Consider the following 14,890-nt stretch of genomic DNA (forward strand, 5'->3'; position numbering starts at 1 on the left):
CAGCGCCAGGACTCAGCCGTCACTTACGTCGCACTCTGCGTCGTCAGTGCCATCGCGATAAAAAAGCGCATTTACGATAGCCGTGAGCGCTGGACCGTTTGGAACCTGTAACTCTCGTGCCTGTGCCGTTACTGCTCGTCCAGCGCAAACTCGGTCAGGCAGAACGTCGGGATCTTCAGGTCGTTAAGACGCTTGGAGCCGCCCAGTTCCGGCAGGTCGATAATCGCAGCGGCCTCGTACACTTCGGCACCCATACGGCGGATCAGGTTGGCGGCGGCAATCAGCGTGCCTCCCGTCGCGATGAGGTCATCGAACATGACGACCGAGTCGCCTTCGCACAGACTGTCGGCATGCACTTCCAGATACGCTTCGCCGTATTCGGTCTGATACGCCTCGGACAGTACATCGGCGGGCAGCTTGCCTTGTTTGCGAAACAGCACCAGCGGCTTGTTCAGCTGATACGCGACCACCGAACCGATCAGAAAACCCCGCGCGTCCATCACGCCGATGTGGCTGAATTCGGCATCGATGTAGCGCTGCACGAAGCTGTCAATCACCTGACGGGTGGCCTTGGGCGACTGGAAGAGCGGCGTGATATCACGGAAGACCACACCCGGCTTGGGGAAGTCCACGACCGGGCGGATGAGGGATTTGAAGTTCGATTGATCGAAAGTCATCAGGGGGTTCCATGGCAGTTTTGGCCGACAGTTTAAGCCGACCCGCCAAAGATCGCACGTTTCAGCTTTGCATCGACCCGCCAGCCAGCGCACACAGCTCGATGGGGTCGAGGATGTGTATCTCTTTGCCCTCGGCAGAAATCAGCTGATTTTGCTGGAATCGGGTAAATACACGGGACACCGTCTCGACTGCCAGACCCAGGTGATTACCGATTTCATTGCGCGACATGCTCAGGCGGAACTGATTGGCCGAAAAGCCTCTGGCGCGAAAGCGTGCAGACAGATTGATCAGAAACGTGGCGATACGCTCATCGGCGGTCTTTTTCGACAGCAGCAACATCATTTGCTGATCGTCACGGATCTCACGGCTCATGACGCGCATCAACTGCCGACGCAGTTGCGGCAGTCTTACGGACAGCTCGTCCAGGCGCTCGAAAGGGATTTCGCAGACCGATGTGGTTTCCAGTGCCTGCGCCGAGACCGGGTAAGCCTCGGCGTCCATGCCGGACATGCCTACCAGTTCGCTGGGCAGGTGAAAGCCGGTGAGCTGTTCTTCACCGCTGTCACTGATATTGAAGGTTTTCAACGCCCCGGAACGCACCGCGTAGACCGACTCGAAGGTGTCACCCTGGCGAAACAGAAACTCGCCTTTCTTCAGTGGCCGGCCGCGTTTGACGATCTGGTCAAGGCAGTCCATGTCTTCGGTATTTAACGAAAGGGGCAGGCACAACGGCGCGAGACTGCAATCCTTGCAGTGAGCCTGGGTTTGAGCGCGCAACTTGACTGGCTCGGACATCACTTAATTCCTTGTGGGAAATCACACATAAGCCGTAAGGGTAACTCACCCAGGCTTGTCGGGGCCAGCCTGCAAACCTGTCGGCGTCGTCAAGGTTTCAGGTTGCCTGCCGATAACCCCGTATTCCTTCAGCCAAGCCAGGATGCCTCGTCATGTCAACGACACTCCCGTTGATCAACAGCATTACGATCCGCACTGCGACCTCGCAGACCACCTACAGTAGCGCCGGGCAAAGCACTGCCGAGACGTCGGCGAGCGAGACAAAGGGCGTACAGGTCAATTTGTCGGCAGAAGGCAAGGCGGCTGCGTCATCGTCTTCCAGAAACGCTGATATCGAGCAGAGCGGCCTGCCGGCTTCCGTGCAGAAGATCCTCAAGGCGATTCGCGAACTTCAGCGCAGGATCGAGGAGACCATGGAGCAGATCCAGAAGGCCCTGAATGACCCCAGCCTGAGCCCCGAGGAGCGCAGGACCAAGGCGGCGGCGCTACAGACCGTGCTCAGCACGTTGCAGGCGCAGGTGAGCAATTCCACGGCCGATCTGTCGTCGCTCATGAACAGCCTGGGCTCCAGTGACGGCGACAAGACCAAGGCGGGCATGCTGGTTCTGGCCAAAATGTAGCACTTGGCAACGGGTCATATCACCCGAGAGAACTGCTGTCTGTTCTGCCGGGTCAGGTAGGCATCGAAGACCATGCACACAGCGCGCACCAGCAGTCGGCCCGCCGGTCTGACTTCAATGCCCGTCTCGCTCAGCGTAATCAGCCCGTCGCTGGCCATGCCAAGCAGTTGCGGCCACGCATCGCGGAAATAGTCCCTGAAATCGATGCGGAAAGTCTTTTCGATCTCGCCGAACTCCAGTGTGAAGTGGCAGATCAACTGCTGAATGATCGCGCGCCTGATGCGGTCGTCATCGTTGCAGAGCAGGCCGCGTTTGGTTGCGGGCTGATCGCTGTCCAGCAGCCTTGAATATTCGCTCAGGTCGCTGCTGTTCTGGCTGTACAGCTCGCCGACCTGGCTGATGGCCGAAACCCCCAGCCCGATCAGATCGCAGTGGCCATGCGTGGTATAGCCCTGAAAGTTGCGCTGCAGGGTCAGGTCTTCCTGGGCGGTGGCCAGCTCGTCGTCGGGCAGGGCGAAATGGTCCATGCCGATGTAGCGATAGCCGGCGTTGCCCAATTGTTCGACGGTGCGCTGCAGCATCAGCAGTTTGCTCGCTGCATCCGGCAGATCCGCCGCGTCGATGCGCCGCTGCGGCATGAAGCGCTCGGGCAGATGCGCATAGTTGAACACCGACAGCCGATCAGGCTGCAGATCGATGACCTTGTCCACGGTGTGGCTGAAGGTCTGCGGGTTTTGCGCGGGCAGACCGTAGATCAGATCAATATTCACCGAACGAAATTGCAGCGTGCGCGCTGCTTCAACAATCGCGCGGGTCTCTTCCAGGCTCTGCATGCGGTTGATCGCCCGCTGCACCGTCGGGTCGAGGTCCTGAACGCCCAGGCTGACCCGGTTGAAACCCAGCTCGCGCAGCAGCCCCATCGTCGACCAGTCCGCTTCGCGAGGATCGATCTCGATGCCATAGTCGCCGGAGTCGTCTTCCAGCAGATTGAAATGCAAGCGCAACTGCGCCATCAAGCGGCGCAGTTCAGCATGGCTGAGAAAGGTCGGCGTACCGCCGCCCAGGTGCAGTTGCTCCACCACCTGACCGGGCGCCAGGTGACAGGCGAGCATTTGTATCTCGTGCTCGAGCCGTTGCAGGTAGGCCTGAGCGCGTCCGCGATCCTTGGTGACGACTTTGTTGCAGGCGCAGTAGTAGCAAATATTCGCGCAGAAGGGCAGATGCACGTAGAGCGACAACGGACGTGACGCCTTGCGGCTTTCGCGTAGCGCGTGCAGCAGCTCGAAGGCACCCACTTGGGTATGAAACTGCACCGCTGTCGGATAGGACGTGTAGCGCGGTCCTGCCACATCGTAGCGATGGATCAGGTCTGAATCCCAACGAATGGCGTCAAGCATGCGCGCGTTTCCCGGTCCGGCTGGCGATGTCGCGAGCATACGCAGGAGGCCGAGGGGCGGCGTTGATGTGGATCAAATGGCAAGAGTTACCGGCCTCAATGCCCCATCAGCCAATGTTGATGCGGGCCTGGCAAGGTCCAGATACCGAAGACTATCACCAGCAGCCCTCCCGCCATGCGCACACCACGTTTGCGCAGCAAGGCCGTGGTGCGTTCGGCAGCCAGGCCGGTGGCCAGCAGCACGGGCCAGGTGCCCAGCCCGAAGGCCAGCATCAGCAGCGCGCTGTCGAGAGGATTGCCCTGGCTGGCGGCCCACAGCAGGGCGCTGTAGACCAGCCCGCAGGGCAGCCAGCCCCACAGGGCGCCGAGCAACAAGGCGCGCGGCACACTGGACACCGGCAACAGGCGACTGGCCAGGGGTTGCAAATAACGCCACAGGCCTCGGCCAAGGCGTTCTATATAGGTCAGTCCGCTCCACCAGCCGGCCAGGTACAACCCCATCATGATCAGCAACACGGCGGCGACGATGCGCAGGCCTGTCGCCAGCGGACTTTGCGCGACCGCCCAGCCGACCAGTCCGGAACACACGCCGGCAACGCCGTAGCTGAGAATGCGCCCCAGGTTGTAGGCCAGCAGCAGACGAAACCGGCGGCTGCGCTGTTCTTTGGGGATGGCCAGCGTCAGGGCACCCATCAGGCCGCCACACATACCCAGGCAGTGACCACCGCCCAGCAGCCCGAGAATGAATGCCGAGAACAGCATCGAAGCAAGTTCAAACATCGCGTTTCTCGTCCGCGCCCGACTGGGGAGGCTCAGGCGGGACATGTTCCACAGGCGGCGTGTCATCGAACAATATGCTGTGTGCCGGACCTTCCATGTCGTCGTACTGGCCGCTGTCCACTGCCCAGAAGAACACGTAGATCGCCACGCCCACCAGCAGCAGAGCGGCAGGGATCATGATGTAAAGCGCGGGCATGAAACCTCCGGGGCAGATGGGGAGACAGGCGCACGACGCGACAGGCGGGTCAGGCGCAAGGCGTTGAGCACCACAGTCAGCGAACTGAGCGACATGCCGATCGCCGCCCACACCGGAGTGATCCAGCCCAGCGCCGCGAAGGGCAGCATGAGGCCATTGTACAGACCGGCCCAGAGCAGGTTTTCGATAATGACGCTACGCGTGCGGCGGGCCAGATTCAGGGCGTCGATCAGCACCGGCAAGCGGTTGCACAGCAGCACGGCGTCAGCGCTGGTTTTGGCGAGGTCGGTGGCCGAGCCCATCGCCACGCTGATGTCGGCTGCTGCCATGACCGGTACGTCGTTCACCCCGTCACCGATCATCAGCACTTTGCGCCCCTGAGCCTGAAGCTGGCGCAGCACCTCCAGCTTATCGTCCGGGCGCATGCCGCCACGCGCATCGTCGATGCCCAGCGCCTGCCCGATACTGCCAACCATCGGCGAGCTGTCACCGGACAACAGCAGCGTTTTCCAGCCTCGCGCCCGGCATGCGTGTAACAGGATGGCTGCATCCTCGCGCAGCCGGTCGTCCAGCACCAGCCATGCGAGTGGGCCCTGCGCATCGCCCAGCAACAGCCATTGGCCGGATCTTTCAGCTGGCAAGGGCGTTTCAGCGCCGCTCAGCGCACAGACGAAAGCCGCCTCGCCGATGCGCAGCAGATGCCCGTCAACACGACCTTGCAGACCCAGCCCCGGTGTGCTGAGCACCTCCTCGGCAGCTCTCGGCGCTCGACCGAAAGCGCGGGCGATGGGGTGCTCGGAGCGGTTTTCCAGGGCGGCCGCCAGCTCCAGGCAGCGATTGGCGTCCAGCTCGCGCAATGGGTGAATGCTGCGCAGCGTCAGGCGTCCTTCGGTCAGGGTGCCGGTCTTGTCGAAGATGACCGTGTCGATCTGGTTGAGGCCTTCGAGCACGTGACCTCGGGTCAGCAGCAGGCCGAGTCTGTGCAGAGTGCCGGTCGCCGCAGTCAAGGCGGTCGGCGTCGCCAGCGACAGTGCGCAAGGGCAGGTGGCGACGAGCATGGCCAGCACGATCCAGACCGCGCGCGATGCGTCCAGCTGCCACCAGATCACCCCGATCAGCGCAGCTGCGATCAGCGATAACAGCAGAAAGGTCTGTGCCGCCCGGTCGGCGATCTGCGCGAGTCGGGGTTTTTCTGCCTGAGCACGTTCGAGCAGTCGGACAATGGCCGAAAGGCGGGTTTCGTGACCCAGCGCCGTCACGCCGATGGTCAGCGGGCTTTCGACATTCAACGTTCCTGCGGTGACCGCATCGCCTACACTGCGCATTTGTGGCAGGTATTCGCCGGTCAACAGCGACTCGTCGACACTGGAGCGGCCTTCGAGGATTTTGCCATCAGCCGGTATCACTGCACCGGGCTGCACCAGCACCCGGTCAGCCAGGTGCAGCTCGCTGAGCATGATGCGCTGGCTCTGGCCGTCATCGCTGAGGCGCAGGCATGAGGCGGGCAGCACGTTGACCAGTTGGGCGGTGGCCGCCGCCGTGCGCTCGCGGGCCCGGCGCTCCAGGTAGCGGCCGGCCAGCAGGAACAGTGCAAACATGCCGACGGCATCGACATACAGTTCGCCAGCGCCGGTGACAGCGGTCCAGATCCCTGCGGCGTAGGCCGCGCCTATTGCCAGCGACACCGACACATCCATTGTCAGGTGGCGGCTGCGCAGGTCGCGCAAGGCACCGCGAAAGAACGGTGCGCAACTGTAGAAGACGATCGGCGTGGTCAGAAACAGCGCCACCCAGCGCAGGATGGTGTGCATCTGCGGGCTGAGGTCGATATTGAACTCCGGCCAGGTGGCCATGGTTGCCATCATGGCCTGAAACCACAGCAGGCCGGCGACCCCCAGTTGTCGCAACGCCAGGCGATTATCACTCGCCAGGCGTTCGGCAGCGCGATCGGCCTGCCATGGATGGGCGACATAGCCAATCGCGTGCAGTTCGTTGAGCAATTGGCTGAGGGCAAGCTGGTCGGCGTTCCAGCGCACCAACAGGCGATGAGTGGACAGGTTCATACGCGCTTCGGCCACCGCAGGCAGCCGCCCCAGGCGTTGCTCGATCAGCCAGCCGCAGGCCGCGCAACTGATGCCTTCGACAAGCAGCGTGGCCTCTGAGAGGTCGCCGTCGTGGCGCACGAATGGCGCCTGTACGTCGGGGCGGTCGTAGAGCGCCAGTTCATCAAGCAATTGGCTGGGCAGGCTTTCCGGGTTGGCCGAGGTTTCACTGCGATGGCGGTAATAGTTGTCCAGACCGCTCGCAACGATGGCTTCGGTCACTGCCTGACAACCGGGGCAGCACAGCCGTCGGGATGCACCGAGCACTACAGCGTTGAAATGGCTGCCCGCCGGGACCGGCAAACCGCAGTGGTAGCAGTGCAGCGGCGCGGGAGAGGAGGGCCTGGCCACGTTCAGTCTTTCCGGCGTTGCGCGGCTTGCAGTGGTTCGTCACCGAGGGTCACGTCGTCAGTGCCAATCTGTTCTTCCTCGAACAGGCGCCAGGTCTGCTCGCCTTCGACACCCAGCAGTTCCACAAAACGCCGACCATTGACCTTGTCCTGCAACTGACCGATGTAACGGCCCGGTTCGGAGGGGCTGCGGCTCAGGAACACCCGGCGATCACTGTCAGGGCGGGTGGGCGAAATGAGGTTGAGTTCCAGACGCTCCGGGTTGCTGTTGCCGCTCAGGCGCAGCCCGACTTCACCGGTCAGCTCATCCATGTGCAGACGCGCATGCAGTTTGAGGGTCTGGGCGAGCACTTCGCGATTCAACGAGCGATTGATGCCTTTGCCGGCCTCGTAATAGTTGTCGGTAACCAGCGGGTCCGGGTGGGTCACGGCGATGAACACCATCGACAGGCTCAAGGTCACCGAGCCGGTGAGGATGGCGATGATGATCCATGGCCAGAGGTGCCGGTACCAGGGGCTTGCAGCAGTCGCAGCGGGCATGACGGGGCTCTTAACGAATAGGTGGGCCAAGGAAGCGGCTTTGGGTCTCGACCTGTGCATCGCTGTCGATATCCTTGAGGGTAAAGGTGACCTCGTTGCTGTGCGACGGCAGTTTTTCCGGCGCACTGGACAGCTCCACCGGCAGGCTGACGATTTCACCCGCCGGTACGCTGATTTTCCGACGGCCCTGCAGTTTCAGGTCGGGCAGGCCGCTGGCCTGCAACACATAGGCGTGGTCCACCTGATCCTTGTTCATCACTTTCAGGCTGTAGACGTTCTCGATCCGGCCTTCGGCGTTTTCCCGGAACAGCATGCGGTCCTTGCTGACCTCCAGACCCACCAGCGTGCGCATGCAGAACGCCGCGGTCAACAGCGCAATCATCAGCAGCAGGACCAGCGCATAACCGATCAGACGCGGGCGCAGGGTGCGGGTGCGTTGCCCGGACAGGTTGTGTTCGGTGGTGTAGCGAATCAGGCCGCGAGGGTAATCCATCTTGTCCATGACCGTATCGCAGGCATCGACGCACGCCGCGCAGCTGATGCACTCCACCTGCAGGCCGTCACGAATGTCGATGCCGGTCGGGCAGACCTGCACGCACATCGTGCAGTCGATGCAGTCACCCAGCCCCAGTGCCTGAGGATCGGCCTCCTTCTTGCGCGGACCTCGGGCTTCGCCACGATTCTGGTCGTAGGAGATGATCAGCGTGTCCTTGTCGAACATCACGCTCTGGAACCGCGCATAGGGGCACATGTAGATGCATACCTGCTCGCGCAGCCAGCCCGCATTCAGGTAAGTGGCCAAGGTAAAGAAACCGACCCAGAAATAGGCCCAGCCATCCGCCTGGCCCGTGAACAGATCCACGCACAGCGCGCGGATGGGCGAAAAATAACCCACGAAGGTCATGCCGGTGGCAAACCCGATCAGCAGCCACAGGCTGTGTTTGGCGAACTTGCGCAGCAGTTTGCCGGCACTCATCGAGGCGTGGTCGAGCCTGATGCGCTGGTTGCGGTCGCCTTCAGTCACTTTCTCGCACCACATGAAGATCCAGGTCCAGGCACTCTGCGGGCAGGTATAGCCACACCAGACCCGTCCGGCGTAGACGGTGATGAAGAACAGCCCGAACGCTGCAACGATCAGAATGCCGGACAAGAGGATGAAATCCTGCGGCCAGAACGTTGCACCGAAGATGTAGAACTTGCGTTCCGGCAGGTTCCACCAGACCGCCTGATGCCCGCTGCGATTCAGCCAGACCGTGCCGAAAAAGATGAGCAGCAACAGGGCGCCGCCGAGCATCCGCACGTTTCGAAACAGGCCTTTGAACGCGCGGGTCTGGATCTTCTCGCGCGAAGCATAGAGGTCGGTGAATTCGCCGCCTGTTTCGGATGCCGGGGTGATGTCGTGTACTGGAATCTGCTTGGTCATCGATGAGTCCAGTGGCGGTAGCCTGACCCCGGCCGATACCGGTCAGGCAGGTTCACATCCGCGTTCAACGTGCTGCACGTGAATAAACGGCCGCTTCTTCATTCAACTGGCTGACCCAGGGATTGAGCAGCGCGACCCCGCACGACTGAAAGTCCATTGTGTTGCGTGTGACCACGGTCATGCCATGCACCAGCGCAGTGGCAGCGATCAACGCATCGCATTCGCTGCGCGAGTCGGGAACGTGCAGTTGAGCGCAGCGCCTAGCGACCTGAGTGTCGACGGTCAGGATACGCCCGGCGAACGCCTTCAATACATGCTGGTCGAGCCACATTCGCAATACTGCGCCTTGTGTCGGGTCGCGGCGTTCGATGCGCAGGATACCTGTTTCGAGTTCAAGAATCGTGATGGACGAGATGAACAGGCTGGAGGCCATTTGTGTTCGCGACCAGCGCAGCACATTGGCGTCTGCAGTGCGCTTTCTGAGCTCTGAAACCACGTTGGTGTCGAGCAGGAACATCAGGACAGATCAACCTGTCGGGGCGTGATCACGGCGCGCTGAGGCTCGAACTCGATATCGATGTCAGTGGGCATTATCAGCATGTCGGCGATGCTTGCCGCACTGCCGGTCAGCTTCAGGTAATCCTCGATGCAAAGCAGCACATGGGCCGGACGTCCTCGGTCGGTAATGAACACCGGGCCTTCATTAGCCGCCTTCTTGGCCCCGCTGGTGTCCTGATTGAATTCACGGCTGGAGAGGGTAGTGGGCATGTGCGCGACTTCCGGAATGAGTAGACAGCGTATTGTGGTCGTGAACGAGTCTAGTCATGTAGAGATGTAACTACAACGAATTTGTTGTTTCAGACTGCAACAACCATGGACTGAGCGGAGCCCTGTCATCTGGATTCAGCAGGCTGCTCTTGGCGGGACAGGCTGTAAACATAGGCAGCCAGAATGTGAACCCGGTCATTGCCTTGCAGTGCTTGCTGAGCAGGCATCTGGCCCTGGCGGCCATCACGTATGGTCTGCTGCAACTGAGCGTAGCTGGAACCGTAGATAAACGCGTTGGGGTGGGTCAGATCCGGTGCGCCGAGAATCGGCATTCCCTTGCCCTCTGGACCATGACAGGCCACGCACAGGCTGGTGAAGGTCTTCTGTCCGGCCACCGGGTCAGCCTTGGCATCCTCCGGTAGTGCGCGCGCGTCCAGCTGCGTCAGCACGTAGGCCGCCACATCGCGAACACCCTGTTCGCCGAGCACGCCGCCCAGGGCTGGCATCACGCCCATACGGCCTGCAAGAATGGAGGTCTTGATCGACTGGGCATCGCCGCCCCAGCGCCAGTCGGCATCGGTCAGGTTGGGAAAGCCATAGGCGCCTTTCGCGTCAGAGCCGTGGCAGACCGAGCAGTTGGACGCGAACAGACGTGCACCGATTTTCAACGCCTGCGGGTCTTTGGCCACTTCCTCGACGGGCATGGCCGCGTACCTGGCAAACAGCGGCCCATAACGGGCCTCGGCGTTTGCGACTTCCCGCTCCCATTCATGGACACTGGTCCAGCCTTGCTGGCCGTCGGAGAATTGCGTCTTGCTGTCCTGGTCCCGGTATTCATAACCGGGCAGCAACCCCTGCCAGTTGCCCAGCCCCGGGTACAGGAGCAGATAGCCCAGTGCAAAGACGATGGTCGCCAGGAACAGATAGAACCACCATCTGGGCAGCGGGTTGTCGTATTCCTCGATACCGTCGAACGTATGGCCGACGGTTTCATCTGTCGGTTCGTCGGGCTGACCTTTGCGTGTGGACAGCAGCAGCCAGAGCATGGCGATGATGGTGCCCAGGGTCAGGACCGCGATGTACAGGCTCCAGAACGTACTCATGACCGGCCTTCCCGTTCAGCCCTGGCAGTTTCGACCTTGCCGATGGCCTCGGGGTCATCCGCGAAAGGCAGCAGGGTCGCGTCGTCGAAGTCTGCCTTGCGGGCAGGGCTGAACACCCACAGCATCAGGCCGATGAACGCCACCATCACGACCAGTGTGCCAAGGCCTCGAATCATTCCGATGTCCATCATGATCACCGTTTGCTCTTGATGAGCGTGCCAAGGCCTTGCAGATAGGCCACCAGCGCGTCCATTTCGGTCTTGCCCTGCACCGCAGCCGCTGCACCGGTGATATCCGCGTCGGTGTACGGGGTGCCGAGGGTGCGCAGCACCTGCAGCTTTTTCGCAGTCTGCGTGCTGTCGATGGTCTTCTCGGCCAGAAACGGGTAGGCCGGCATGATCGAGGTCGGGACCAGGTCGCGCGGGTTGTTCAGGTGTACCAGGTGCCACTCGTCCGAGTAGCGACCGCCGATCCTTGCCAGGTCCGGCCCGGTGCGTTTGGAGCCCCACAGGAAGGGGTGGTCCCAGACACTTTCGCCTGCCACCGAGTAATGCCCGTAGCGCTCGGTTTCGGCGCGCAACGGGCGGATCATCTGCGAGTGGCAACCGACGCAGCCGTTGGCGATGAACACATCACGGCCTTCCACCTCAAGCGCGCTGCGCGGCTTCATGCCCTCGACAGGCTGGTTGGTGACGTCCTGAAAGAACAGCGGGACGATCTGCGTCAGCCCGCCGATGCTCACGGCAATCACCATGAAGAAGGCCAGCAGGCCGATGTTTTTTTCCAGCGCATCATGCTTCATCAATGCGCTCCCGCGACGGCGATACGGGTGGCTGATTCGGCTGCCTGCGGGTCCGAGGCACGTATCGTACGCACCACGTTGTAGGCCATCAGCAACATGCCGCTGGTGAAAATCGCGCCGCCGATGGCCCGCACGATATAGCCCAGGTGGCTGGCCTGCATGGTTTCGATGAAGGAGTAGGTCAGCGTGCCGTCGTCGTTCACTGCGCGCCACATCAGGCCCTGGGTGATGCCATTGACCCACATCGAGGTGATGTACAGCACGGTGCCGACGGTCGCGAGCCAGAAGTGCGTGTTGATCAGGCTGACGCTATACATATGCGGGCGGGCATAGAGTTTCGGAATCATGTGGTAGACCGACCCGATGGTAATCATCGCGACCCAGCCCAGTGCCCCGGCGTGGACATGGCCGATGGTCCAGTCCGTGTAGTGCGAAAGCGAGTTGACGGTCTTGATTGCCATCATCGGACCTTCGAAGGTCGACATGCCATAGAACGCCAGCGAGACCACCAGAAAGCGCAGTACCGAATCGGTCCGCAACTTATGCCACGCGCCTGACAGCGTCATCATGCCGTTGATCATCCCGCCCCAGCTGGGCACCAGCAGAATGATCGACATCACCATGCCCAGCGACTGCGCCCAGTCTGGCAGGGCGGTGTAGTGCAGATGGTGCGGACCGGCCCAGATATACAGGGTGATCAATGCCCAGAAGTGCACGATGGACAAACGATAGGAGTAGACCGGGCGCTCGGCCTGCTTGGGCACGAAGTAATACATCATGCCGAGAAAACCGGTGGTCAGGAAAAAACCGACGGCATTGTGTCCGTACCACCACTGGATCATGGCGTCGGTGGCGCCGGCATACGCCGAATAGGATTTGAACAGGCTGACCGGCAACGAGATATGGTTGACGATGTGCAGCATGCCGGTCACCACGATGAACGCGCCGTAGAACCAGTTGGCGACATAGATATGCCGGGTCCGGCGTTTGACGATGGTGCCGAAAAACACCGCAGCGTAGGCGGCCCAGACAATGGCCAGCAGAATCGCCACCGGCCATTCGAGCTCGGCATATTCCTTGGTGGTGGTGTAGCCCATCGGCAGCGTGACGATGGCGCCGACGATCACGGCCTGCCAGCCCCAGAAGGTGAAGGCCGCCAGACCATCGGAAATCAGCCGCGTCTGGCAAGTGCGTTGCACTACGTAATAGGAGGTGGCGAACAGCGCGCAGCCGCCGAAAGCGAAGATCACCAGATTGGTGTGCAGCGGGCGCAGGCGCCCGAAGGTGGTCCATTCAAGTTCCAGGTTCAGCCCTGGCCAGACCAGCTGCGAAGCAATGAACACGCCCAGGCTCATGCCGACCACACCCCAGACCACGGTCATGATGGCAAACTGACGCACCACGGTGTAGTTGTAGGTTGTCGGACTGATTGTTGTGCTCATTGCAGACTTCCACGATTCAGAGGGTTACCGCAGACGTAATCGGGCCAGGGCGATGCAGCGCTGGAAATGGCATCGAAGCACACCGAAAAGGCAGGGGCAGGAACAGACAGGCACATCAAAGAGTGTCAAAGGGTTGCGGCAGACGCGTTTCGCGAGTTTAGCTTTGAAACAGGGGTGTGGGAAGTCGTAGCAAGGCGCAGAGGGCAGCGCTATATGTGAGTGGGTATTCCGCACCCCGTTGCAGGGTGCGGAGTTCACGCATCGCCGCTGGACTGGAACACAGCGGTGGCGACCTTCGCGTACAGAAGAGTTGATCAGGACTCGCGCAAAGACCGTCACGTCTATTCAGTCGGCAGTGACACCTGTCATTGCCCCGCAAATTGGCCTGAGCAGGCATATGACTCTGGTGACCGACTCAGCGGTGTTGTTGCAGTTGTGCGAGGCCAGTGCCGTCAATGAAACCGCCCGGGGTGTCAGGTTTGGGGCGCTCATCGCCTCGGTACTTTACCTTTTGCACCTTGACAGAGTACTCGGGCAGACCTGAATGGTGGCTGTCCGACGGGACGAGGCATGCCGATGCGCCTCGCGCTCGCGATTCGTGCAGGATTCGCAACCCTGTTCGCCGCTATAGTAGCGGGCCACTCGGCGACTCACCTGAATGAGGCAACCATGAGCAACGGCTTGAAGCCTGTTATCGCTACGAATCAATGGCTGCACCTGATCAGTGACAGAGGCTGGCTATGGACGCCCGCTCGGCCTGCGGATGCGCTGGAAGCGCCGACTTTGCTGCTGGCGCACGGTGCAGGCGCACCGATGGACAGCGACTTCATGAACCGCATGGCGGCTGATCTGGCGGCGCAAGGTATCAGCGTCCTGCGCTTCGAGTTTCCCTATATGGCGCAGCGGCGTCAGGGCGGCAGCAAGCGTCCACCCAATCCACAGGCGCAACTGCTGGAATGCTGGAGAGAAGTGTTCGCCTGCGCGCGTGCTCACATCTCCGGACGTCTGGCGGTCGGCGGCAAATCGATGGGCGGGCGGATGGCCAGCCTGATCGCCGATGAGCTTGAGGTCGATGCGCTGGTGTGTCTGGGGTATCCGTTCTACGCCGTGGGCAAGCCTGAAAAACCACGCGTGGCTCATCTGGCCGAACTGAAGACACCCACGCTGATCGTGCAGGGCGAACGCGACGCGCTGGGTAATCGCGAAGCGGTGGAGGGCTATGCATTGTCGAGTGCCATCCGGCTGCACTGGTTGCCTACTGCCAATCATGACCTCAAACCATTGAAGGTCGCGGGCATCAGCCATGAGCAATGCCTGGCTGAATCCGCGAGAGAGATTGCCGGGTTCCTGCGCACCTGAGTCACCGGCAATACAGGTCGAAAGCGCCGTCGGTCACATCCAGGTTGATTGATGACATATTGAAACTGAATAAGCCTCTTATCCGCAGTGTGCAGGGACTGCCTTCAAGCAGAACCAGCCGGCCGCCCTGGAAATGCGCCGAGTGGTAGACGGTGTTCTTCCGGTGCAGCGTTTCGTTGTAGATCACCTTGATCTGCTCATGATCGATCAGGTCGTGGTCGCCGGGCTCAAGATCGCGATCCAGAAACAAGCCGAGGGTGGCTCGCCTGTTGCCCACCTTGCCGTCGGCGATAACCTGCCATATCCATTGAGCAGGGGCCCGTTCCAGTTCCGATCGCAGGGTCAGTCTGCCTGTCAGAGAGGAGGTCTTGAAGGGCTGCGTGTTGATGCTGGCGGCAAAACGGCCTTCATGGACAGCAGTGTGAACGCAACGCTGGGGTGAGGGAGGCGGACGATGCATGGACTGAACCTGAGAAGCTCCTGAAAACGGCGACAGGGCGTTACACCTTTAGCGCAACGCCCTGCCGGATGATCAA

General features: G+C 61.2%; 17 protein-coding genes. 2 read left to right on the forward strand and 15 right to left on the reverse strand.

What is annotated here, in order from left to right; all coding sequences use genetic code 11:
* Window positions 1-128 precede the first annotated feature (128 nt).
* Window positions 129-677 carry an adenine phosphoribosyltransferase gene (locus QRN50_RS23420; RefSeq protein ID WP_003412368.1) on the reverse strand — a complete coding sequence of 183 codons (549 nt, stop codon included), beginning with the start codon at window positions 675-677 and terminating at the stop codon, window positions 129-131.
* A 61-nt stretch (window positions 678-738) separates the two neighbouring features.
* Entirely contained in the window at window positions 739-1,473 is a 735-nt protein-coding gene (gene fnr / locus QRN50_RS23425; protein WP_004408100.1) for a fumarate/nitrate reduction transcriptional regulator Fnr, read from the reverse strand.
* A gap of 152 nt (window positions 1,474-1,625) precedes the next feature.
* Here fnr and QRN50_RS23430 point away from each other — a divergent pair, with 152 nt between their 5' ends.
* A complete protein-coding gene (locus tag QRN50_RS23430) occupies window positions 1,626-2,093 on the forward strand; it encodes a chemotaxis protein (RefSeq protein WP_024640094.1) in 468 nt (155 codons plus the stop codon).
* A 14-nt stretch (window positions 2,094-2,107) separates the two neighbouring features.
* On the opposite strand, the gene hemN is transcribed toward QRN50_RS23430, so the two are convergent.
* The 12 genes from hemN to ccoN all read right to left on the reverse strand — a co-directional run bounded on the left by hemN (window position 2,108) and on the right by ccoN (window position 12,995).
* A complete protein-coding gene (gene hemN / locus QRN50_RS23435) occupies window positions 2,108-3,490 on the reverse strand; it encodes an oxygen-independent coproporphyrinogen III oxidase (RefSeq protein ID WP_096127467.1) in 1,383 nt (460 codons plus the stop codon).
* Window positions 3,491-3,585: 95 nt separating this feature from the next.
* Entirely contained in the window at window positions 3,586-4,269 is a 684-nt protein-coding gene (locus QRN50_RS23440) for a sulfite exporter TauE/SafE family protein (protein WP_004408104.1), read from the reverse strand.
* The gene (ccoS, locus tag QRN50_RS23445; protein WP_004408106.1) at window positions 4,262-4,465 is read right to left on the reverse strand and encodes a cbb3-type cytochrome oxidase assembly protein CcoS; all 204 of its coding nucleotides are present in this window, start codon (window positions 4,463-4,465) and stop codon (window positions 4,262-4,264) included. The genes QRN50_RS23440 and ccoS overlap by 8 nt, the downstream gene beginning before the upstream one ends.
* Complete coding sequence (locus QRN50_RS23450; RefSeq protein ID WP_054092382.1) at window positions 4,444-6,918, reverse strand: heavy metal translocating P-type ATPase; 2,475 nt, start codon at window positions 6,916-6,918, stop codon at window positions 4,444-4,446. The genes ccoS and QRN50_RS23450 overlap by 22 nt, the downstream gene beginning before the upstream one ends.
* Window positions 6,919-6,920: 2 nt before the next feature.
* Window positions 6,921-7,457, reverse strand: coding sequence for a FixH family protein (locus QRN50_RS23455; protein ID WP_024660951.1), 537 nt, complete (start codon window positions 7,455-7,457; stop codon window positions 6,921-6,923).
* Between the two features lie 10 nt (window positions 7,458-7,467).
* Entirely contained in the window at window positions 7,468-8,880 is a 1,413-nt protein-coding gene (gene ccoG, locus QRN50_RS23460) for a cytochrome c oxidase accessory protein CcoG (RefSeq protein WP_096127468.1), read from the reverse strand.
* A 64-nt stretch (window positions 8,881-8,944) separates the two neighbouring features.
* On the reverse strand, window positions 8,945-9,397 hold the full coding sequence (locus QRN50_RS23465; protein ID WP_057457317.1) for a type II toxin-antitoxin system VapC family toxin: 453 nt from the start codon (window positions 9,395-9,397) through the stop codon (window positions 8,945-8,947).
* Window positions 9,397-9,648 carry a type II toxin-antitoxin system prevent-host-death family antitoxin gene (locus QRN50_RS23470; protein ID WP_003370228.1) on the reverse strand — a complete coding sequence of 84 codons (252 nt, stop codon included), beginning with the start codon at window positions 9,646-9,648 and terminating at the stop codon, window positions 9,397-9,399. The genes QRN50_RS23465 and QRN50_RS23470 overlap by 1 nt, the downstream gene beginning before the upstream one ends.
* A 125-nt stretch (window positions 9,649-9,773) precedes the next feature.
* Window positions 9,774-10,751: a cytochrome-c oxidase, cbb3-type subunit III gene (ccoP, locus tag QRN50_RS23475; protein ID WP_024642994.1), complete on the reverse strand. Its 978-nt coding sequence runs from the start codon at window positions 10,749-10,751 to the stop codon at window positions 9,774-9,776.
* Window positions 10,748-10,939: a CcoQ/FixQ family Cbb3-type cytochrome c oxidase assembly chaperone gene (locus tag QRN50_RS23480; RefSeq protein ID WP_004408120.1), complete on the reverse strand. Its 192-nt coding sequence runs from the start codon at window positions 10,937-10,939 to the stop codon at window positions 10,748-10,750. Before QRN50_RS23480 ends, ccoP begins: the two co-directional genes overlap by 4 nt.
* A 5-nt stretch (window positions 10,940-10,944) precedes the next feature.
* Entirely contained in the window at window positions 10,945-11,553 is a 609-nt protein-coding gene (gene ccoO / locus QRN50_RS23485) for a cytochrome-c oxidase, cbb3-type subunit II (protein WP_096127469.1), read from the reverse strand.
* The gene (gene ccoN, locus QRN50_RS23490; protein ID WP_011268422.1) at window positions 11,553-12,995 is read right to left on the reverse strand and encodes a cytochrome-c oxidase, cbb3-type subunit I; all 1,443 of its coding nucleotides are present in this window, start codon (window positions 12,993-12,995) and stop codon (window positions 11,553-11,555) included. Before ccoN ends, ccoO begins: the two co-directional genes overlap by 1 nt.
* Window positions 12,996-13,664: 669 nt before the next feature.
* Here ccoN and QRN50_RS23495 point away from each other — a divergent pair.
* Entirely contained in the window at window positions 13,665-14,354 is a 690-nt protein-coding gene (locus QRN50_RS23495; RefSeq protein WP_032656962.1) for an alpha/beta family hydrolase, read from the forward strand.
* Between the two features lies 1 nt (window position 14,355).
* Here QRN50_RS23495 and QRN50_RS23500 read toward each other — a convergent pair whose 3' ends face one another.
* The gene (locus QRN50_RS23500) at window positions 14,356-14,814 is read right to left on the reverse strand and encodes a hypothetical protein (RefSeq protein WP_024640086.1); all 459 of its coding nucleotides are present in this window, start codon (window positions 14,812-14,814) and stop codon (window positions 14,356-14,358) included.
* Window positions 14,815-14,890 lie beyond the last annotated feature (76 nt).

The sequence above is a fragment of the Pseudomonas sp. MEJ108 genome (assembly GCF_030208985.1).
In the GTDB taxonomy this organism is placed as follows: domain Bacteria; phylum Pseudomonadota; class Gammaproteobacteria; order Pseudomonadales; family Pseudomonadaceae; genus Aquipseudomonas; species Aquipseudomonas fragariae.